Origin of the sequence: Paraburkholderia sp. RL17-347-BIC-D (genome assembly GCF_046027915.1) — a bacterium.
Classification (GTDB): Bacteria; Pseudomonadota; Gammaproteobacteria; order Burkholderiales; family Burkholderiaceae; genus Paraburkholderia.
This window is the reverse complement of sequence record NZ_JARESS010000055.1, coordinates 1-20920: the sequence shown is the minus strand read 5'-3', so window position 1 is coordinate 20920 and position 20920 is coordinate 1. Positions and strand designations below refer to the sequence as shown.

Below are 20920 nucleotides of genomic sequence, written 5' to 3'. Positions count from 1 at the left end.
AACAAGGACGGCGGCTCGGGTGCAGCGCGCCGGAATCCGCGCTGCCTGGGTTGCCTATGCGTGGCCCGCTATTTACCGATGATTTCCTTGAACCAGTTCGGATGATGTTTCCGCGCCCAGCCGTAGGTCACCGTGCCGCGCGTCATGGCGCCGATCGACCCCTTGATCCACAGCGCCGCATAAATATGCACGACGATCCCGACGATCAGCACGAACGCCGCCGCGGCATGCACGAGCGCCGCGAGCCGGATGATCTCGATCGGAAAATAGAACGAGAAATAGCGGCGCCAGATCACGATGCCACTCGCCAGCAACAGCAGCAGACAGATCACCATGGTGAAAAATAACAGCTTTTGACCGGCGTTGTACTTACCGATCGCGGGGAGCTTTTCCTCGCGATTGTTGAGCACGTCGTCGATCTGCCTCATCCACTGAAGGTCGGCCTTGTCGAGATAGTTGTGATGCCAGAAGCGCAACGCAAGAATCAGAAACGACAGGAACATCACGCAGCCGACGAACGGATGCAAAATCCGCGTCCATTGCCCGCCGCCGAAGATCGCGTAGAGCCACGACATGGCCGGATGAAACATGGCGAGGCCGGACAGCGCCAGCAGAACGAACGTGATCGCGGTGATCCAGTGATTCGTACGCTCGTTCGGCGTGTAGCGCACGATCAGACTGTTGCCCTTCACGTCCTTCAGATCGGTATGCTCAGGGTGCTTCATTGGATGCCTCCCGCGAACGACGTGCCTCGTCGGCTTCGTGCTGGGCTTCGGCTTCATCCGCCTCCGACACCTCATTCGGACCGACGCGCGTGTAGTGGAAGAACCCGGCTATGGCCGCGAACGCAATGCCCGCCAGCGCCAGCGGCTTGGCCAGCCCCTTCCACACGGCAACCATCGCGCTGATCTTCGGATTCTGCGGCAAACCGTGATACAGGTTGGCCTTGTCCGCGTGATGCAGCACGTACATGACGTGCGTGCCGCCCACGCCGGCAGGATCGTACAAACCGGCGTTCTGGAAACCGCGTTCCTTCAGATCTTCAACCCGGTCCGCGGCCTGCTGCTTCATGTCCTCCTTGGTGCCGAACATGATCGCGCCGGTCGGGCACGTCTTCACGCAGGCCGGTTCCTGGCCGACCGCCACGCGATCCGAACACAGCGTGCACTTGTATGCCCGGTTGTCCTTCTTCGAAATGCGCGGCACGTTGAACGGGCAACCGGTGATGCAATAGCCGCAGCCGATGCAGTTTTCCTCGTGAAAATCCACGATGCCATTGGTGTACTGCACGATCGCGCCCGGCGACGGACAAGCCTTCAGACAACCGGGATCCTCGCAGTGCATGCAGCCGTCCTTGCGGATCAGCCACTCGAGATCGCCTTCGGTGTTCTCGTATTCCGAGAACCGCATGACGGTCCACGAATGCTCGCTCAGGTCGCGCGGGTTGTCGTAGATGCCGGTTGTCGTGCCGATTTCATCGCGCAGATCGTTCCATTCCATGCAGGCGGTCTGACACGCCTTGCAGCCAATGCACTTCGACACGTCGATGAGCTTGGCGACCGTGCCCGTGACCGGCTCACGCACTTGCGGTTCAGGCAAGGTCGTGGCCGAGAGGCGTTTGATGTCCAGTGATTGCAGTGCCATCTCTTCTCCCTATGCCTTTTCGACCTTGACGAGGAACGATTTGAATTCCGGTGTTTGCGAATTCCCATCGCCCACGGAGGGCGTCAGCGTATTGACGAGATAGCCTGGCTTCGCGAGTCCCTTGAAGCCCCAATGCAGCGGCAATCCGACTGTCTGGACTTTCTTTCCTTCGATCATCAGCGGTTTGATCCGTTTGGTGACGAGCGCCACGGCAATGATGTGCCCGCGATTGGACGACACCTTGACGCGATCTCCGGCCACCACGCCCACCTCCTTCGCCAGATCCTCGCCGATCTCCACGAACTGCTGCGGCTGCACGATCGCATTCAGGCGCGCGTGCTTGGTCCAGTAGTGGAAATGCTCCGTCAGACGATAGGTGGTCGCCGTATGCGGGAATTTCTCGTGCGTGCCGAACGCGGCCCGGTCATCGGGGAACACGCGTGCCGCCGGACTGCTGACGACCGCCTTGTTGTTCGGATGCAGCGGGTTGTAGCCGAGCGGCGTTTCAAACGGTTCGTAGTGCTCCGGGAATGGCCCTTCCACCAGACCATCGCGCGAGAAGAAGCGCGCCACGCCTTCCGCGTTCATGATGAACGGATTCATGCCGTTTTCGGGCGGTTCGTCCGCCTTGAAGTCGGGAATGTCCGCGCCCGTCCACGCCTTGCCGTTCCAGGCGATCAGCTTGCGCGTCGGATCGAACGGCTTGCCGCTGACGTCGCACGAAGCACGGTTGTACAGAATCCGCCGGTTCGCCGGCCAGGCCCACGCCCAGTTCAGCGTATTGCCGATGCCGGTCGGGTCGGAGTTGTCGCGGCGGCCCATCTGGTTGCCCGCCTGGGTCCATGCGCCGCAGAAGATCCAGCAACCGCTCGCGGTACTGCCGTCGTCGCGCAACTGTGCGAAGCTCGCCAGTTGCTCGCCCTTTTTGGCAAGCACCTTGGTTTTGTCGGTCGGGTCGGTGACGTCGGCAAGCGCCTTGCCGCTGAACTCCATGGCGATCTCTTCAGGCGTCGGGCTTTCCGGGTCGGCATACGGCCAACTCATCTTGAGAATCGGATCGGGATACTTGCCGCCGTTCTTCCTGTAGGCCTCGCGGATGCGCAGCCACAAGCCCGACATGATCTCGAGATCGCTCTTCGCTTCTCCGGGGCCGTCCGCGCCCTGCCAGTGCCATTGCAGCACGCGGCTGGAGCTGACCAGCGAACCGCGCTCTTCCGCGAAACAGGTGGTCGGCAAACGGAACACTTCGGTCGCGATCGAAGTGGGATCGACGTCGTTGAACTCGCCGAAATTCTTCCAGAACTCGGAGGTTTCGGTGGCGAGCGGATCCATGATGACGAGCCACTTCAGCTTGGCCAGACTCGCGCCGATCTTCGCCTTGTTCGGCGCCGCGGCGAGCGGGTTGAAGCCCTGCGCGATGTAGCCCGTCATCTTGCCTTGATTCATCAGCTCGAAGACCTGCAGCATGTCGTATGACTTATCGAGCTTCGGCAGGTAATCGAAACCGAAGTTGTTCTCGGCGGTCGCGCTATCGCCCCACCATGACTTCATGAAACTGACATGGAAAGCGCGATAGTTGCGCCAGTAGCTCAACTGATTCGGCCGCAGCGGCTGGCTCGCGCGCTTCGCGATGTAGGCGTCGAAGTCCTGCTCGGCTTCCAGCGGCAGCGTCATGTAACCCGGCAACAGGTTCGACATCAGGCCGAGGTCGGTCAAACCCTGAATGTTCGAGTGACCGCGCAGCGCATTCATGCCGCCGCCCGCAATGCCGATATTGCCCAGCAGCAATTGCACCATCGCGCCGGTGCGGATGATCTGCGCGCCGATCGAATGATGCGTCCAGCCGAGCGCGTACAGGATCGTGCCGGCGCGCCCCGGGACAGCCGTCGATGCGAGCATCTCGCACACCTTGAGGAATTTTTCCTTAGGCGTGCCGCAGGTGCTCTCGACCTGCTCGGGCGTGTAGCGCGAGTAGTGCTGCTTCATCAGTTGATAGACGCAGCGCGGGTGCTGCAACGTCGGATCGACTTTGGCAAAGCCGTCGTCGCCGCGTTCGTAGTCCCACGAACTCTGGTCGTACTTGCGCTTGTCGGCGTCGTAGCCGGAATAGAGACCGTCGGTAAATGAGAAATCCTCACGAACGATGAACGGCATGTCCGTGTAGTTCTTTACATACTCGTGCTGGATCTTGTCGTTGGTGAGCAGATAGTTGATCACCCCGCCCAGGAACACGATGTCCGAGCCGGTCCGAATCTGCGCGTAATAGTCCGCAACCGATGCCGTGCGCGTAAAGCGCGGATCGACCACGATCAACCTCGCCTTGCGATGCGCTTTGGCCTCAGTGACCCATTTGAAACCGCACGGGTGCGCCTCGGCCGCATTGCCGCCCATCACCAGAATCACATCCGCGTTCTTGATGTCGACCCAATGGTTCGTCATCGCTCCACGGCCAAACGTCGGGGCAAGACCTGCCACCGTCGGGCCGTGTCAGACACGTGCTTGATTGTCGAATGCGAGCATGCCAAGACTGCGGACAGTCTTGTGCGTCAAATAACCGACTTCATTGCTACCGGCCGATGCTGCGAGCACGCCGGTGGTCAGCCAGCGGTTGACCTTCTTGCCGTCTGCCGTTGTCTCGACGAAGTTGGCGTCGCGATCTTCCTTCATCAATTTCGCAATGCGATCGAGTGCGTCTTCCCACGACATGCGCTTCCATTCATTCGAGCCGGCCGCACGGTACTCCGGATACTTCAGACGGCTCGGGCTGTGAATGAAGTCGATCAGGCTCGCGCCCTTCGGGCACAGCGTGCCGCGATTGACCGGGTGATCGGGATCGCCTTCGATGTGGATGATGCTGGACTTTGCGTTCTTGGCGTTGTCGCCGAGTCCGTACATCAGGATGCCGCAGCCTACCGAACAGTACGGGCAGGTATTGCGGGTTTCGGTTGTGCGCGACAACTTGTACTGACGGACTTCCGCTAACGCGGGCGTCGGTGAGAAGCCCATGAGGGCGAGACTCGATCCGGCTAGCGTGGTGGCGGAGACCTTCAGAAATTGTCGCCGGGACATATGGGTCATTGAATGGCCTCGGCTCTTTATGGGGACACTGATAACGATTATAGAGACCGGTATGAAATCCTGCAGCGAGAACTTAGGCCTTCTACAGTGCAACTAAATATGAAATGCCACAGCCGATTTCAACAAAGTCGAGGCATTGTTATTGCTGAATCAGTGAGTCACCCACCGACACTTACTCCAGATCTTTGGGCACTTATGACCTATCCCCTTCTCAAAACTTCTCTCGCAGGCAATCTTTACGGCGCCGTGAAATCGTGTGCGTCGGTCGGCGTTGTCTCGCTTGCGCTGGGTGCCGCGATACTCGCGCTGAGTCCGCCCGGCATTGCTCAGATCACACAAGGCAGCGGTTCGTCGCAGCAGGAGAACCGCACTTCTTCGATGGGATCGGCGCCCGATTCATCCGCGTCCGCAGTCCATGAATCGCACAAGCCTCAGACAAAAGATGGCGGTTCGGCGAACTCGCGCGGCAAGACTGACGGGAAGAGCCACAAATCCCAAGGCGCGGGCGGCTTCGATAACGGCCTCTATGGCACCGGGGCCGGCAGCAACAAATAGCGAGTGAGTTTGCCGCGCTTTTGTCGCACTTTTGCGTCAAGCGCATTGCGACCGTGCGGCGCGTTGCGGGCAGGCGCGGAGGAATGCACGGCGTGTTTCGCGTTCTGTCCGGATCGCTTCGGCGACCGCCGGTCCCTGCGCATTGCACGAACAACCATCATAATGGCGGTCATTCGTAGCCTGAAATGCCCGCCACAATGACCAACACCCCCAGCCACGCAAGCGCTTCGCCCCGTCTGACCAGTCTGTCGCACGGCGGCGGTTGCGGCTGCAAGATCGCGCCCGGCCTGCTCGCCGATCTGCTCAAGCGCAGCGCGCCGCTGCCGTTCTTTCCCGATCTGCTGGTCGGTAACGACACAGCCGACGACGCCGCCGTCTACAAACTCAACGACGAACAGGCTATCGTCGCCACCACCGACTTCTTCATGCCGATCGTCGACGACCCGTTCGACTTCGGCCGCATCGCCGCGACCAATGCGCTGTCCGACGTCTACGCGATGGGCGGCAAGCCGCTGATGGCGCTGGCAATCGTCGGCATGCCGATCAACGTGCTGCCGCACGACGTGATCGCAGCCGTGCTGAAGGGCGGCGAATCCGTGTGCGCCGAGGCCGGCATCCCGCTCGCCGGCGGCCATTCGATCGATTCGGTCGAGCCGATCTACGGCCTCGTCGCCATTGGCGTGGTCGATCCGAAGCGCGTCAAACGCAACGCGGGCGGGCAAGCGGGCGATGTGCTGATCCTCGGCAAGCCGCTGGGCGTGGGCATTCTCTCGGCAGCCCTGAAGAAAGACCGGCTCGACGCCGCCGGCTACGCCGCCATGATCGGCGCGACGACCAAGCTCAACCGGCCGGGCGCGGACCTGTCCAGGCTCGACGGCGTGCACGCGCTCACGGATATCACCGGCTTCGGCCTGCTCGGCCATACGCTGGAACTGGCGCGCGGCTCGAACCTGACCGCGCGCGTGCGCTATGCAGATCTGCCGTGGCTGCCAGACGTGGTGAGCCTCGCGGAAGCCGGCATTTTCACCGGCGCGTCGGGACGCAACTGGGACGCATACGGCAAAAACATCGTTCTGCCCTCCTCATTTCCTGCGACGGCGCGCACGCTGCTCACCGATCCGCAAACCTCGGGCGGCTTGCTGGTCTCGTGCGCGCCGCAAGCCGTCGACGAGGTTCTCGCCCTGTTCCGCGCCGACGGGTTCGGCGAGGCGTGTGTGATCGGCGAAATGGTCAGTGGAGAAGGGCGCGTCGAGATCATCTGAGCCGCGAGCGGAAGAAGGAACGATGCGGGGCGCGCGGCCGGGAAACAGCGCTAAGTGCCCCGCCGGCCGCTATTCACGGCGCGTGCGATAATTTCACCCTTCCCGCCGGCCCGTTTTGTCCCTAACTCCTTGAAAAACCTACTCGTCAGCCTCGAAAAAGCAGGTGATTTCGATGAAATCATCGATGTGCGCACGCCTCTCGAATTTGCGGAAGACCATATTCCGGGCGCGCTTAACGCGCCCGTGTTGAGCAATGAAGAGCGCGTGCTGGTCGGCACGACGTACAAGCAGGTATCGCCGTTCGAAGCCACCCGGATCGGTGCGGCGCTGGTCGCGCGCAATATCGCGCACCATCTGGAAACGACTTTCGCCGACCGGCCGCGCAACTGGCGGCCGCTGATCTATTGCTGGCGCGGCGGCAAACGCTCGGGTTCGGTGACCACGCTGTTCAATATGATCGGCTGGCAGGCGCGCCAACTCGATGGCGGCTACAAAACCTATCGGCGGGCCACGCTCGACACGCTCGTCACCTTGCCGAAGACGTTCTCGTACATCGCGCTGGTGGGCCCGACCGGCAGCGGCAAGACGCGCCTGCTCGCGGCCCTGCACGCGGCGGGCGCGCAGACGCTGGATCTCGAGGCGTTGGCCACGCATCGCGGCTCGCTGCTTGGCGCCTGGGCCGGCGTGGCGCAGCCGTCGCAGAAGCGTTTCGATACGCTGCTCGTGAGCGCGTTGCGCACGTTCGATCCGGCACGGCCGGTGTTCGTGGAAGCGGAGAGCCGGCGCATCGGCTCCGTCGCACTGCCGCTCGCGCTGCTCGACACGTTTCATCAGGGCCGCTGCGTCGAGGTGATCTCGAGCCGCGAAGATCGCGCGGCATTCCTGCTGCACGACTACGCCCATCTGTTCGACGATCCCGATTCGCTGAAGGGGCAACTGCAACGGATGATCGGTTTGCATAGCCGGGAACGTGTCACGGGCTGGCAAAAGCTCGTCGACGACAACCGCCGTGCCGAGCTCGCGCACGAGTTGATCGGGCGTCACTACGATCCGGCGTATGCGCGCAGCAGCCATCAGCATTTCGTCCAGTTGCCGCGCGCATTGCAATGGAATTTCCGCCCCAACGACGCCGATGTCGTCGACCAGGCAAAAGCACTGCTCGTACAGCTCGACAGCAGCGCGCTCGCTGTCAACTGATTAAAACCAACGTTCAAGACCACCATGCAATCAACTCTTCGACAACCACGAGTCGCTCTTGGCTGGATCGTCTTTCTGCTGATCGCTGTGGTCGGCCTCTTCTATGTGAAGTGGTTCCCGTACTACAACCGCGCGTTCGTGGCCGCGAGCCAGCACTCCATCGGCAAATCCATCCTGATGGGCACGTCGGCGAGCGCGCCGGCGGCGTCGTGGCAGGCTGCCATCGACTACGCCCTCGCCTACGGCAAAGCGATCTGGCAAGCGATGGTGCTCGGGCTGCTGCTCGGTTCGGCGGTGCAAGCGCTGATTCCGCCGCAATGGGTCGCGCGCGCGCTCGGCCGCACCGATTTCAGCAGCGTCGTGAAGGGTGGCCTGCTGTCGTTGCCGGGCATGATGTGCACGTGCTGCGCGGCGCCGGTCGTGGCGGGCTTGCGGGCGCGTCAGGCGGCGCCGGGCGCGGCGATCGCGTTCTGGCTCGGCAATACCGCGTTGAATCCCGCCACGCTGATCTTCATGGGCTTCGTGCTCGGCTGGCAGTGGATGGGCCTGCGCCTCGTCTTGGGCATCGTGATGGTGTTCGGCCTCGGCTATCTGGTGAACCGGATGGTTACGCCGAAGGAAGCCGAAGCGTCGCGCGAAGCGATGGCGCAACTGGTCACCAGCGATGTGCCCGGCACTGCCTTCGCACGCTGGGTGAAAATCCTCGGCACGATGACGCTGCGGCTCATTCCCGAATACATCGTGCTCGTGCTGATTCTCGGCGCGGCGCGCACGTGGCTGTTTCCGCATGTCGGACCGGATATCGACAACAGCCTGCTGTGGATCGTCGCGCTGTCCGTCGCCGGCACGCTGTTCGTGATTCCGACCGCGGGCGAAGTGCCGATCATCCAGGCCATGCTCTCGTTCGGCATGGCGGCCGGCCCGGCTGGCGCGTTGCTGATGACGCTGCCGCTGATCAGCGTCCCGTCGATGGCCATGCTCGGACGCTCGTTTCCGCGGCGTGTGCTGACGGTCGTGGCGTTGGCCGTCGTGGTGTGTGGTGTGATCAGCGGGTTGCTGGCTGTCGCGTTGGGGTTTTAAAGCATGAAACGTATTGCCGCATTTGCTTTGACGTGCTGGTCGGCTGCCGGCCTGCTTTACTTCGGACAGCATTCGGTGGCGCTGATCGTGGTGAGCGGGGTTGTTGCGCTGGCTGGGTTTGATCTGCTTCGTCCATGATCGCGCGCTGATGCGAAAGCGTGAGCGTGGATCGCTTACGCGAAGCGTATTTCGACGGCGCGTCTTATTTGTAGAGACATGAGCGTCGGCGCTCGGATCGCACGGCTAACAGCATGAGAGCTCTGCTCTGCTGTTAGCCGTTTTTTGTTTCGCGCAATCGAGCGTTTGCGCGAGTTCGCTTACTTCTTCAACGCCTCGCAAATCGCAGCGAGCCACAACGCCACCGCATGCGCACCCGGATCCACGTGACCTAGCGCGCGATCGCCGACATAACTCGAGCGCCCGCGCCGTGGATGCATCGACGCCGTTTGCGAGGCACCTTCGGTTGCCGCGTCGACGGCCGCTTTCAGCGCGGCATCCAATGCCTCCTGGCGCGCGAGAGCGGATTGCAACGCGTCGGCGGCCGGCTTCAATGCATCGACCATCGTGCGATCGCCCGGACGCGCACCGCCCAGTTCCATCAAACCGTCGACACCCGCGCTGAACGCCGCCGCCCATTCCTTCGGCGTCGATCCGCCTGACCGTTCGAGCGCGACCGCCGTGCGCACCAGCATCACCGCGTAAAGCGGGCCCGACGTGCCGCCGACCACGCGCCGCAGCGTCGCCGACATGGCGCGCAATACGGCGCCTGGTATTGTCTCAGCCGGATAGCCATCGAGTTCCTGAAGTATCGCGCGTGCGCCACGCGAAAGACTGATGCCGAGATCGCCGTCGCCGACGCGCTGATCCATGTCCGTCAACGTCGGCTCCGCTTTCAGCAGGCACGCGCAAACGGCTTCGATCACGCGGCGCAACGTAGCTTCACGCGACAGCGTCGCACCGCTTGCGCGCTCCGGTTCGGCAGGCGCGGGCCGCACGGAAACCTGCGCGATGCGGCCGCTCAGCGCGGGCCACGCACTCGTATGCGCGGCGGCGTCGAGCCAGCGGAGCCGTTGGTCGTCCACGCGCAGCAGCGTCAGCGAGATGCCCGCCATTTCCAGCGCGCTCAGGAACGTGCCGGCCCAGCCGCGTTCCACCTTGATGCCGCGGCCCGCCAGATAACGCAGCGCGGAACCGGCCACAATGCTCAATTCGCTCGACGGCGTGCCGCCTAAATTGTTCACCAGCAACGCCACCCGCTCACCGGCCTGCAACGACAGATCGCCGACGATCTTCGCCAGCAGCTTGTCGACGATCGCGGCGGCAGGCTCCATCGCACCGCGCTCCACACCCGGTTCGCCGTGAATGCCGAGACCCCATTCGATCTCGCCGTCCGCCAGCTCGAAGCCCGGCTTGCCCGCAGCCGGCACCGTGCACGCGGTGAGCGCGACGCCCATCGTGCCGAGCGAAGCCGCCACGTCGCGCGCGATCTGCGCGACTTCCGCCAGTGGGCGGCCCGCCGTGGCAGCCGCGCCTGCAATCTTGTGAACCAGTACGGTCCCCGCGAGCCCGCGACGGCCCGCGTGATCACCGCTTGCCGTCAGCGCGACGTCGTCGGCGACGATCACCATTTCCGTGGCGATGCCTTCGGCGCGCGCGATCTCGGCCGCGAGGCCGAAGTTGAAGCGGTCGCCCGTGTAGTTCTTCACGATCAGCAAGGCGCCTGCCTTACCGGCCACCGCACGGATCGCGTCGAGTACGGCGTCGGTGGACGGCGACGTGAAGACTTCACCCGCGACCGCCGCGCTCAGCATGCCGGAGCCCACATAACCGCCGTGGGCGGGCTCGTGGCCCGAGCCGCCGCCCGAGATCAGCGCGACTTCGCCGCGCGCCGCTGCGGCCTCGGCGTCCGCGCGCACGACGATCGTGCTGCCTTGCAACAGGCAGAGATTGGGGTTGAGCGCCGCGAGTCCGTCGAGCATGTCCGGGACGACCGCGGAGACCTCGTTGATGAGCTTCTTCATTGCGTCAGCTTCCATTTAAGCTGCCCGCGCTTTCGTCGCGCGCTGACGGCAGTTTATTCAGTGGCGAAACCGGAAGGCTTAACTGTAGCGCGCATTGGCGAAAGACGACGTGATACGGCAACGTTGAACGCACAAGGCATTCGCGGCGCACGAGTGACGCTGCGTCGAGTTCAAGGCTATGGAGAGGGGAGAAACTGACAGGACAGCGGCACAACGAACTGTGCGCCGAGGTGATGCGAGAACCTGACAGTAGACGAAAGCGAAGCCGCTTTCGTCTACGTCACGGATGCGTTGGTAGGCTCGATTGGATTCGAACCAACGACCCCCACCATGTCAAGGTGGTGCTCTAACCAACTGAGCTACGAGCCTTTAGAGGCGCGAATTATAGAGAACCCGCACGCTCAGCACAAGCCCCTAACGGCACTTCTGTCGACTAGCGCGTTGCACTCAGTTCGTGGATGCCCACTCGGTCTGCGTATCGAGCGGAAAAACCGGCCGCTTCACGCGCTTGAAAGCGAACAGGCCATAGTCCGAACTCGTCACGCCGCGGCTGTCGCACTCCACCAGCGCTGCGGCGATCGGCACGAACACCGGCCGGCAGTACATGCGCGATTTGAGCAACAGGAAACGCGCGCGACGCGGATCGATGCCGACGCTCTCGAACACACCGAGGTCCCACGGTTCGTGCGTGCGCTCGGTCATCACGAGCTTGACGGTGCCTGTGTCGAGGACCGCGGCGCGTCCCATGAAGGCGCGCTGTCCGGTGTACGTCGGGCCGCTGATCACGTACTCGCCGTCGGTCAGCGCGCGCACCACGCCGGTCACGGCAAGCGGCGGACGTGGCTTGAGCGCATCGCTCGCGACCTTGTTGCCGATGGTCACCGTCACCGTGCTGCCGACGCCGGCCGACATCAACGCCGCGACCGCTTGCGGATCGCACAACGGCCCGCTCACGATGTCATCGAGCTTCTGCTTCAAGGCTTCTTCGAGCAGATCCATCGTGTCGCATGTGCCGCCCGACATGCAGTTGTCGCCGTGATCGAGCAGCAGCACGGGCTTGTCGGCGTCCACCGCGAGCACGGTGGCTTGTGCGACGGATTCAGCGAGCGGCGCGCTGCGATACACGAAATCTTCGCGCTCGTTCCAGATCTGCCGCGCGATGCGCTCCGCTACCTCTTCGGCGTGAGTACGATCGCCATTGCCCACCACCACGACGCTGATGCACGGCGCCTCGATATCAGCCAGCGAGAAGCCCGACAGCACCGACACCGCGAGCATGCCGTCGGCCTCGGCGGCGCGAGCGGCATCCACAGCGCGCTTCATCGCGCCTTCGGCAGTCGCGCTGCGCAGCGTATGCGTGAGCAACGGCGGCTGGCGCCATGCGATCACGGGCTTCGCCTTGCCGTGGATCAGATCGAACATCAGACGCGCCGCATGTACGCCGGTCTCGTACATATCCACGTGCGGATAGGTCTTGAAGCTGACGATCACGTCCGCATTGTCGATCATCTTTTGCGTGACGTTGCCATGCAGATCGAGTGCGACGGCGATCGGCGCATCCGGCAGCAACGCGCGCACGCGTTCGAGCAAGTCGCCTTCACCATCGTTGGAATTCTCGGCGACCATCGCGCCGTGCAGATCGAGCATGACGGCGTCACAACCTGTCGCGGCCGACACGATCGCTTCGCAGATTGCATCGTAAGCGGCGGCCTCGACCGGCCCGCTCGGATTCGCCGACGCCGACACCGGCGTTACGATGTCGGCATGCTCACGCTCGGCTGCGTCGATGAACGCGGCCATCGCCGTCTGCATGCCTTTGTTGTCGTTGAACGCGTCTTTGCCATAGGTCGGACCGTTACGGCCGAATGCCGCCAACGGCGTGGCCACCGGCGAAAACGTATTGGTCTCGTGATTCATTCGCGCGATGAGGATCTTCATGCGTCTGCGCTCCCCGCTTTCTGCGCGGCGCTCAGCATGGCCTGCAACAGCACGTTGCAACCGGCTTCGAGATGATCCGCGCGTGCGTCTTCGATTTCGTTGTGGCTGATGCCGTCTTTGCACGGCACGAAGATCATCGCCGCGGGCGCGACTCTAGCAAGATAGACAGCGTCGTGGCCGGCGCCGCTGATCACATCCATCGATGAAAAGCCGAGCGTGTCCGCGCCCTGCTTCACGGCACCGACCAGGTCCGCGGCGAACGGTTGCGGCGGGAAATACACCACCTGTTCGACGTCCACCGTGATGCCGCTTTTCCCGCCTGCCACCGAGCATGCGGCGCGCAACGCGCTGTCCATTGCTGTGAGCGAGGCATCGTCGGCGGCGCGCAGATCGACGGTGAGCGTCACGCGGCCTGGAATCACATTGCGTGAATTCGGATGCACGTCGAGCCAGCCAACCGTGCCGCGGCCGTGAGGCGCGTGATCGAGCGCGATGCGATTGACGGCGTGAATCAGATCGGCGGCGACCAGCAGCGCGTCGCGGCGCAGTTCCATCGGCGTCGGGCCGGCGTGCGCTTCCATGCCGTGTACCGTCACGTCGTACCAGCGTTGGCCGAGCGCGCCTTGCACCACGCCGATTGTTTTATCGTGTGCTTCCAGGACGGGGCCTTGTTCGATGTGCGCTTCGAAATAGGCGCCTACCGCATGTGGTTTTGTGACTTCGCCGGCATATCCGATCCGGGACAGTGCGTCACGCACCGTGATGCCTTCTCGATCGTGTTGTTCGAGCGCATGCTCCAGGGTGAATGCGCCGGCGAACACGCCGGAGCCCATCATCACCGGCACGAAACGCGAGCCCTCCTCGTTGGTCCACACGGCGACTTCCAGAGGCGCGAGCGTCTGCACGTTGGCGTCGGTGAGCGTGCGCAGCACTTCGAGTCCCGCGAGCACGCCGTAATTGCCGTCGAACTTGCCGCCTGTAGGCTGCGTGTCGATGTGGCTACCGGTCATCACGGGCGGCAAATCGTCACGCAAACCCGCGCGGCGCGCGAAGATATTGCCGATGGCGTCGATCCGCACGCTGCAGCCGATCTCCTTCGCCCACGCGATAAAGAGGTCGCGCGCCTGACGGTCCAACTCCGTGAGTGCGAGCCGGCACACACCGCCTTTCGCGGTGGCGCCGATCCGCGCGAGTTGCATGAGACTGTCCCAGAGCCGCGCGCCGTCGACTCGCAGATCGGCGAACGTCGCGACGGTTGTTGATTCATGAACTTGCATCGATGCTTCCTCGTGTTGAAGACTGAGTGCGCGTCAGACCACGCCGACGCCGAGATAACGGTCCTTGATCGAGTCGTCCGCGGCAAACGACGCGTTGTCGCCTGCATAGACGATCACGCCTTGTTCGATGATGTAGTGCCGATCCGCGAGTTGCGTGCAGACTTCGAGGTTCTGCTCGACCAGCAGAATCGCCACGCCCGCCTCGCGAATCAGCTTGAGTTGCACGACGATTTCTTCGACGATCACCGGCGCGAGGCCTTCGACGGGTTCGTCGAGCATCAGCAAACGCGGGTGATTCATCAGCGCGCGGCCAATGGCGAGCATCTGCTGTTCGCCGCCGGAGAGCTGCGCGCCCCCATTCGTACGCCGTTCCTTTAAGCGCGGAAAAATTCGGTAGATGTCGTCGAGTTGCCACGGCGAATCTTTGCGAGCGCCGAGCCGCAAGTTTTCTTCGACCGTGAGCAGACGAAAGATACCGCGATGCTCGGGCACAAAGCAGACGCCTCGCGACGCGATCTTGTGCGGCGGCAGGCCGCTGATCTTGGCATCGTTGAACGTGACCGTGCCGCGCTGCGGCGCGACGACACCGGCGATCGCTTTCAGCGTGGTCGATTTGCCTGCGCCGTTGCGGCCCAGTAGCGTGACCGTTTCACCATCGTTGATCTGCAAGGACACGCCCTGCAGGATGTGGCTCTTGCCGTAGAAGCCGTGAATCTGCTGCACGTCGAGAATCATGCGCGGCCTCCGGTGATCATGTTGCCGAGATAGGCGCTGCGTACGCGCTCGTCGCCGCGAATGTCGTCGGGACGGCCTTCCACCAGCACGCGCCCTTGCTGCATGACGGTGATCGTGTCGGAGATGTCCATCACGATGCCCATGTTGTGTTCGATCAGTACGACCGTGTAGTCGTCGCGCAGGCCGCGAATCAACTGCTTCATGTCGTCGAGGTCGTCGATGCCCATGCCCGAGGTCGGCTCGTCGAGAAAGATCGCCTTGGGGCGCGCGGCGAGCGCCATGCCGACTTCAAGCCGTCGCTGCTGACCGTGCGACAGCGCGCCCGCCGACACCTCGCTGAACCTCTGCAACGCGAGCCGCTCAAGCACGCTGTCGACGATGTCCGCATGCGTAAGCGCGCCGTGCGGCGGCGTCCACGCATTCAACGCACGCACCGCGTCGACACCTTGCGCGGCGAGCCGCAGATTTTCTCGCACGCTCAGATTGGCGAACAGGCTCGTCACCTGAAACGAACGCGCGACGCCGCGCCGTACGCGTTTATGGTCCGGCTCGTGCGTGACGTCGTGGCCGTCGAAAACGATCTTGCCTTCGGTGATCGGCAGCGTGCCGGTCAACACGTGAAAGAGCGTGGTTTTGCCCGCGCCGTTCGGACCGATCACGGAATGCACCGTGCGCGGCATGATGTTTAAAGTGACATCGGAGAGCGCCGTGAATTTGCCGTAGCGCTTCACAACGCCACTCGCTCGCAGAATGGCTTCGCTCATACGGGCTCCTTGTCTGCGTCGGCGGATGATTTGCGGCGTAGCGATTGCCAGATGCGTTCGCCCAATCCCCACAGACCGCGCTGCATGAACAGGCTGACGGCAATCAGCACGATGCCGAGCAGCAACAGCCAGCGCGGCCACAATGTGGAAAGCCAGTCGGCGAACAGCACGTAGAACGCGGCACCCAGTACGGAGGCGAACAGATTGCCTGTGCCGCCGATCACGGTCATCACGAGAATCATCTCGCTCGTGTGATAGTCGATGTTGGAAAGCGGCGCGATGCCGGTCATCAGCGCGTGCAGCGCGCCCGCCAGACCCGTGACCGCGCCGGAGATCACGAACGCCATCAGCTTGAAGCGTTTGACGTCATAACCGACCGCAGCGGCGCGCGCTTCATTGTCGCGAATCGCGAGCAACGTACGGCCGAAGACAGAGTGCGATACGCGCATCAACAGCCAGAACACCACGAGGAACAACACGGCCACGAAACCGTAGTACTGCCACGGCGAGGTCAACGGCACGATCGTTTTGCCGAATGGTCCGAGCGCCGGGCGCGGGATGTCGAGCAAGCCGTTGTCGCCGCCGGTCAGATCGGGCGTGGTGTAGGCGAGGAAGTAGAACAGTTGGCCGAACGCAAGCGTCAGCATGACGAAGTAGGTGCCGCGCTGGCGAATCGAAAACCAGCCGACCAACGCCGCGGCCGCCGCGCCGGTCACTACCGATGCAAGCAACGCCACCGACACCGGCAAGCCCGTTTTGGTGAGGACCAGTCCCGCGCAATAGCTGCCGAGCCCGAAGAAAATGCCCTGTCCAAACGAAAGCAAGCCTGTGTGCCCAAGCAGCAAATTGCAGCCGAGAGCGGCGAGTGCGAACACGAGCACTTCAGTAGCCAGCGATCCGGAGCGCAGCGTCAGCGGCAACACGCACACGACCAGCAATGCCAGCAGCAGGAAGCGATAGCGATGCAATGAATGCTTCAGGCCCGATTGAGCCCTTGCGGAAGAAGCGCTCTGCACGATAGGTTTCGACGTATCGATCATGCCGCCCTCCCGAGCAAACCGTTCGGTCGCAGCAACAGGACAGCGGCCATCGCGACATAGATCATCAATCGCGCGCCTTCCGGCCACAACGTGCTCATCACGCTTTGCACGATCCCCACCAGCAATCCGCCGACCAGCGCGCCAAGAAAATTACCCATGCCGCCGACCACCACCACGACGAACGCGACGCTGAGCGCTTCGATACCCATGAACGGATCGACGCCGCGAATCGGCGCGGCGAGCACGCCCGCCAACGCGGCAGTCGCAGCGCCGAGCGCGAACACGAGGCTGAAAACGCGCAGCACGTTGATGCCGAGCAGCGAGACCATCTCAGTCGATTCGCTGCCCGCGCGCACCGCGCTGCCGAGCCGCGTGCCTTCCAGCACCCACCACAAAAGCGCGGCCAATACCGCCGTGAAGCCGATCACGAAGAGACGGTACTTCGGATAGACGAAGCTGCCCCAGATCACCACGCCGTTCAGCACGTCGGGCACGGCCACGTTATCGCCGAGCGGTCCCCAGATCAGGATCGCACATTCCTGTACGACGAGTGCGAGACCGACTGTGACGAGGATATGAAACTCATGCTGCTGCGCATAGACGTGCCGCAGAATCAGTTTCTCGACGACCCACGCAAGCGCGCCCACCACGATCGGCACGACCACGAGCGCGGTCCAGAAGCTCATCGACCACTGCATCGCCTGATAGCAGAAGTACGCGCCGAGCAGATAGAACGCACCGTGCGCGAAATTCACGAAGCGCAACAGGCCGAACACGATCGACAAACCGACCGCGAGCAGGAAATACAGCATCCCCACTCCGATACCGTTGACGATCTGCAGGAGATAAACGTTCATGGCGTCCGTCTAAAGGGTGGTGCGAAGGGAAAACCGCGGTACGGTGGTGCGATATGCGCGCCGCGCTCGCATGCGGCACGGAGGCGTCAGGCCATCTTGCAGCCGGTTTTGTCGAGCGGCAGGAACGATTGACCTGAGCTCACGATATCCGCGTAGTCGTCGGCGTTTTTCATCTTGTTCTTCGCCTTGCCCTTCAACAGATAATAGTTCTTCAGCACCTGATGGTCGCCTTTGCGGACTTCTTCCGGGCCCGTCAAACCGTCGTATTTCATGCCTTCGAGGGCGGCGATCACTTTCTTCGGATCGACGTTGCCTGCTTTTACGATGCCGTCGAGCAGGATCTTCGTGCAAATATACGAGCCTGCGAGGCTGTAGTTGGGGTTTGCCTTGAATGTGGCATTCGAACGTTTGACGAGATCGCGGTTGAGCGGCGAATCGATATCGTGCCAATACTGTGCGCCGAAATAGACACCTTCGCACAGGTCCGCGCCGAGCGATTCGAATTGCTCGAGTCCGGACGCCCAGGCCATCAAAATCGTGCAATTGTTCTTCATGCCGAAGCTCACAGCCTGGCGCAACGTATCGGACGATTGCGAGCCGAAGTTCAGAATCAGCAGCACGTCAGGCTTCGCAGCGACTGCGTTCGTCAGGTAGCCGCTGAACTCCTTCTCATTGAGCGAGTGGTAGCTGTTGCCCACATGCTCGATGCCCTTCTCTTTGAAGATCGCCTTGGCTGCCGAGAGCAAACCGTCGCCGAACACGTATTGCGGCGTGATGGTGTACCAGCGTTTCGCTTTGGGCATCATCTGGATCAGTGGACGCACGGTCTGCTCGATCGCGCCGTAGGTCGGCACGGACCAGCGGAACGTGGCGTCGTTGCAGTCCTTGCCGGTGATTTCGTCCGCGCCTGCCGTCGTGATGAAAATGCCGCCTGCTTTCTGGACTTCCTTGCCCATTGCCAATGCTTCGGAGGACAGAATACCGCCGGCAAAGAAGCGCGCATTCTTCTGTTGCGCGATTTCCTGCACACGGCGTACAGCGGTTGCGGGCTTGCCTTCCGTGTCGAGCACCGTATATGCGAGCGGTTGACCCAGCACCTTGCCGTATTGCTCGATAGCGAGCTTCATGCCGAGGTCGGCGTATTTGCCGTTCGCCGCGAATGGACCCGACATCGGCACCGGACAGGCGAACTGCAAGGTGCCGGCCTGCGCAAACGCGCTTCGCGCGACCAGCGAACCCAACGTCCCCGGAACGGCCGACAACGCGGCCAGCTTCAACATATTTCGGCGATTCAAAATGACGCTCCTTAGGAAAGAGACACGCACTGACCGACTACGAAACTGCACGCATTGCGCGAACGACTACTTGAGCTTGCTGGCCGCAGTGAAGTTTTCCACCGCATCGGCTTTGTTCTATTTATCATGATAAATAGGTTGGACTTGATCGTAGGTACAATAAATTCGGGTGTCAATAAGGCAAAATTCCTGGCGGCATCGAGGCAGCCTGCCGGGCTGCGACTGCGCCGGCGAATCGGTCGACGATCGTGCAGGACAAACTGGGAGCATCGAATATGGCCATGGACCGCGCCAAGGCTGGCGCCGCGATTGAGATCAAACAGCAAAAACGCGGCGATCTGGTCGCGGAAGAAATCAAGCGGCTCATCACCGAGAAAGACCTGAAGCCAGGCGACCGGCTGCCGCGCGAGGTGGAATTGCAGCAGCTCTTTTCGGTGAGCAAAAGCACGATCCGCGAGGCGTTGAAATCGCTCGAGGTGCAAGGTCTCATCAAAGTGACCACCGGCCCGAGCGGCGGCGGCATGGTGGTGGAAGTGCCGCTCGATCGCACGTTGCAACTTCTGCAAAACTATCTGTTCTTCAAGGACGTATCGATCGACGACATCTATACCGTGCGCAAACTGCTGGAGCCCGAGCTCGCGGCAGGGGCCGTGCCGCATCTGACGGAGCAGGACTTCGAGGCGCTCGACGCGAGCATTGCGTGTTGCGACCGACCGGCTTCGTCACACGGCGGGCAGGACATCGTGCGGCAACGTCAGGAGGACGTGAATTTCCACGACATCCTCGCGGCGGCGAATCCGAATCCGTTCCTGCGTTTTAGTTGCGAGTTGATCAATGAAATGATCCGTCAGCTCATCGAGTTTCGTAACGACACGCCGCAAGCTGAGCATGAACGGTTCGGTCAGGCCAACGTCAAGATTCACAAAGCGATTACGAAGGCAGCGCGTGAGCGTGATGTGGAGAAGGTGCGTGAGTTGATGGTGATTCATATGACCGAGGCGCCACGCTATGTGAAGCGGATGAAGGGGAAGCTGCGTGGACGTCTCATCCTGGATTCGGAGATTCGGCGGCGCGTGCGGGCGCGAAGTGTGGCGCCGTCTGCGGATGAGGGTGATGAGGAGTGAAGCGGGGGTTTCGATGCGGGTTGCGGGTGGGTTGCGAGTTGCGGGTTTCAAGCCGAGGGCAATTCCGCTATGGACGCCGGTTGGGCGTCTTGCTTGGAGAGCGGAGACCGTCTGCTCTGACGAAGAGATGCAAATGGTTTGATGCGGCCGGCATAGGGCAGAAGGCTTGGCGCGCTCGCGATATCGGCGCCACGTAGCGCGGGATCCGGGTGGGTGAAATGCCTTTCGCATAAAGGAAGATCGAAAGGCATCGCGCTCAGGTTAGGAGGATGCAGGCGCCGGGCCCCGCGAGAGGGAATCGTGGCGAAAGCAGCAGCTAGTCGGCGTTCCAGTCGGTCCGCCTGTGGCATGCACGACGGAGGGCTCAATCTTTTGCGAGCCGCGCCGTTATTGCATCTGCACAGGCATAAACATTGGACCTTCATGGCACAACCTATTCCGTTTTCCCGCCACACTGGCGCTGCGCGTGCCCGGCATGCCAAGGCCATGCTGTTGCCGATCGCCCGGCAGACCGCCGACGACCTCGCACTGCGGGTCCATCTGGCACTCGACGCCTTGCGCCGCGGCGCGGGCAGCATGACCGACGCGCAAACGCTCACGCAGATCATGCTGTTGACGGGCTTTCTGGCGGAATCGGGTTTCGGCTCGGCGACCGGTGAGCAACTGGGTGCGGCGGAACGCGCAGTATCGGCGGTGTTCGATATCGGCCGTGAAACCGGCAATTGGAAACTGGATGACGCCGGATTCGCGCTTTTTGCGACAATCGCGACGAATTACGACCGGCAGTTGCACAGCGCGCCCCTTTGGGCGATTACCGATGCGAGCGAACGACTCGATCGGTTTACCGCGGGCATGTCGTATCAGACGCCGGCGCGTAAGCGGGCTTAATTGATCACGTGATGTGAAACGACGAGGGAAGCCTCGTCGACGAGGTTTATGCGACTGGTGAGGCGCACAGTGTACTGGCTGGGCGCGACGCGGTGAGCCGCGAAGGCGTAGATGTATTGACGGGCTACGCGAAACGCGCTGCGGATGGGGGATTGAGGGCGGTTT

General features: G+C 62.3%; 18 protein-coding genes and 1 tRNA gene. 7 read left to right on the top strand and 12 right to left on the bottom strand.

Translation table 11 applies throughout. From position 1 onward, the window contains the following. Positions 1-68: 68 nt before the first annotated feature. The 3 genes from P0D96_RS39965 to fdnG are packed head-to-tail and all read right to left on the bottom strand — an operon-like array spanning position 69 to position 4722. The gene (locus P0D96_RS39965; protein WP_132381418.1) at positions 69-725 is read right to left on the bottom strand and encodes a formate dehydrogenase subunit gamma; all 657 of its coding nucleotides are present in this window, start codon (positions 723-725) and stop codon (positions 69-71) included. After that, complete coding sequence (gene fdxH / locus P0D96_RS39960) at positions 712-1644, bottom strand: formate dehydrogenase subunit beta (protein WP_408259338.1); 933 nt, start codon at positions 1642-1644, stop codon at positions 712-714. Before fdxH ends, P0D96_RS39965 begins: the two co-directional genes overlap by 14 nt. A 9-nt stretch (positions 1645-1653) precedes the next feature. After that, positions 1654-4722 (bottom strand): formate dehydrogenase-N subunit alpha, encoded by a 3069-nt coding sequence (fdnG, locus tag P0D96_RS39955; RefSeq protein WP_408291942.1) that lies wholly within the window; start codon positions 4720-4722, stop codon positions 1654-1656. A 99-nt stretch (positions 4723-4821) separates the two neighbouring features. Here fdnG and P0D96_RS39950 point away from each other — a divergent pair, with 99 nt between their 5' ends. The 5 genes from P0D96_RS39950 (at position 4822) to P0D96_RS39930 (ending at position 8954) form a co-directional block, all read left to right on the top strand. Next, positions 4822-5277 carry a beta-xylosidase gene (locus P0D96_RS39950; protein WP_408291940.1) on the top strand — a complete coding sequence of 152 codons (456 nt, stop codon included), beginning with the start codon at positions 4822-4824 and terminating at the stop codon, positions 5275-5277. Positions 5278-5474: 197 nt separating this feature from the next. Then, a complete protein-coding gene (gene selD / locus P0D96_RS39945) occupies positions 5475-6539 on the top strand; it encodes a selenide, water dikinase SelD (RefSeq protein ID WP_408291938.1) in 1065 nt (354 codons plus the stop codon). A gap of 129 nt (positions 6540-6668) precedes the next feature. Continuing rightward, on the top strand, positions 6669-7736 hold the full coding sequence (gene mnmH, locus P0D96_RS39940; protein WP_408319295.1) for a tRNA 2-selenouridine(34) synthase MnmH: 1068 nt from the start codon (positions 6669-6671) through the stop codon (positions 7734-7736). Between the two features lie 24 nt (positions 7737-7760). Next, on the top strand, positions 7761-8816 hold the full coding sequence (locus P0D96_RS39935) for a permease (protein ID WP_408319293.1): 1056 nt from the start codon (positions 7761-7763) through the stop codon (positions 8814-8816). 3 nt (positions 8817-8819) lie between these two features. Further along, on the top strand, positions 8820-8954 hold the full coding sequence (locus tag P0D96_RS39930) for a hypothetical protein (RefSeq protein ID WP_258194915.1): 135 nt from the start codon (positions 8820-8822) through the stop codon (positions 8952-8954). 179 nt (positions 8955-9133) lie between these two features. Here the strand turns inward: P0D96_RS39930 and dhaK are convergent, their stop codons facing one another. From dhaK to P0D96_RS39885, 9 genes are all read right to left on the bottom strand, one after another. Then, positions 9134-10837: a dihydroxyacetone kinase subunit DhaK gene (gene dhaK, locus P0D96_RS39925; protein WP_408319291.1), complete on the bottom strand. Its 1704-nt coding sequence runs from the start codon at positions 10835-10837 to the stop codon at positions 9134-9136. A gap of 292 nt (positions 10838-11129) precedes the next feature. Then, positions 11130-11206: transfer RNA gene (locus P0D96_RS39920), tRNA-Val, on the bottom strand. A 78-nt stretch (positions 11207-11284) separates the two neighbouring features. Beyond that, positions 11285-12775 (bottom strand): M81 family metallopeptidase, encoded by a 1491-nt coding sequence (locus tag P0D96_RS39915; RefSeq protein ID WP_408319290.1) that lies wholly within the window; start codon positions 12773-12775, stop codon positions 11285-11287. Then, a complete protein-coding gene (locus tag P0D96_RS39910) occupies positions 12772-14052 on the bottom strand; it encodes a Zn-dependent hydrolase (RefSeq protein ID WP_408182232.1) in 1281 nt (426 codons plus the stop codon). The genes P0D96_RS39915 and P0D96_RS39910 overlap by 4 nt, the downstream gene beginning before the upstream one ends. Positions 14053-14085: 33 nt before the next feature. Next, positions 14086-14787: an ABC transporter ATP-binding protein gene (locus tag P0D96_RS39905; RefSeq protein WP_408182231.1), complete on the bottom strand. Its 702-nt coding sequence runs from the start codon at positions 14785-14787 to the stop codon at positions 14086-14088. After that, positions 14784-15551 (bottom strand): ABC transporter ATP-binding protein, encoded by a 768-nt coding sequence (locus tag P0D96_RS39900; protein WP_132381396.1) that lies wholly within the window; start codon positions 15549-15551, stop codon positions 14784-14786. The genes P0D96_RS39905 and P0D96_RS39900 overlap by 4 nt, the downstream gene beginning before the upstream one ends. Then, positions 15548-16591, bottom strand: a complete 1044-nt coding sequence (locus P0D96_RS39895) for a branched-chain amino acid ABC transporter permease (RefSeq protein ID WP_408319287.1) — start codon at positions 16589-16591, stop codon at positions 15548-15550. The genes P0D96_RS39900 and P0D96_RS39895 overlap by 4 nt, the downstream gene beginning before the upstream one ends. Continuing rightward, positions 16588-17448, bottom strand: a complete 861-nt coding sequence (locus P0D96_RS39890; protein WP_106314729.1) for a branched-chain amino acid ABC transporter permease — start codon at positions 17446-17448, stop codon at positions 16588-16590. Before P0D96_RS39890 ends, P0D96_RS39895 begins: the two co-directional genes overlap by 4 nt. An 86-nt stretch (positions 17449-17534) precedes the next feature. Then, positions 17535-18743 (bottom strand): ABC transporter substrate-binding protein, encoded by a 1209-nt coding sequence (locus P0D96_RS39885; RefSeq protein WP_408319286.1) that lies wholly within the window; start codon positions 18741-18743, stop codon positions 17535-17537. Positions 18744-19018: 275 nt separating this feature from the next. Here P0D96_RS39885 and P0D96_RS39880 point away from each other — a divergent pair, with 275 nt between their 5' ends. Together P0D96_RS39880 and P0D96_RS39875 are read left to right on the top strand one after the other, a co-directional pair. Then, on the top strand, positions 19019-19867 hold the full coding sequence (locus P0D96_RS39880) for a FadR/GntR family transcriptional regulator (protein WP_132381392.1): 849 nt from the start codon (positions 19019-19021) through the stop codon (positions 19865-19867). A 423-nt stretch (positions 19868-20290) separates the two neighbouring features. Next, positions 20291-20755 (top strand): hypothetical protein, encoded by a 465-nt coding sequence (locus tag P0D96_RS39875; protein WP_408182225.1) that lies wholly within the window; start codon positions 20291-20293, stop codon positions 20753-20755. Positions 20756-20920 lie beyond the last annotated feature (165 nt).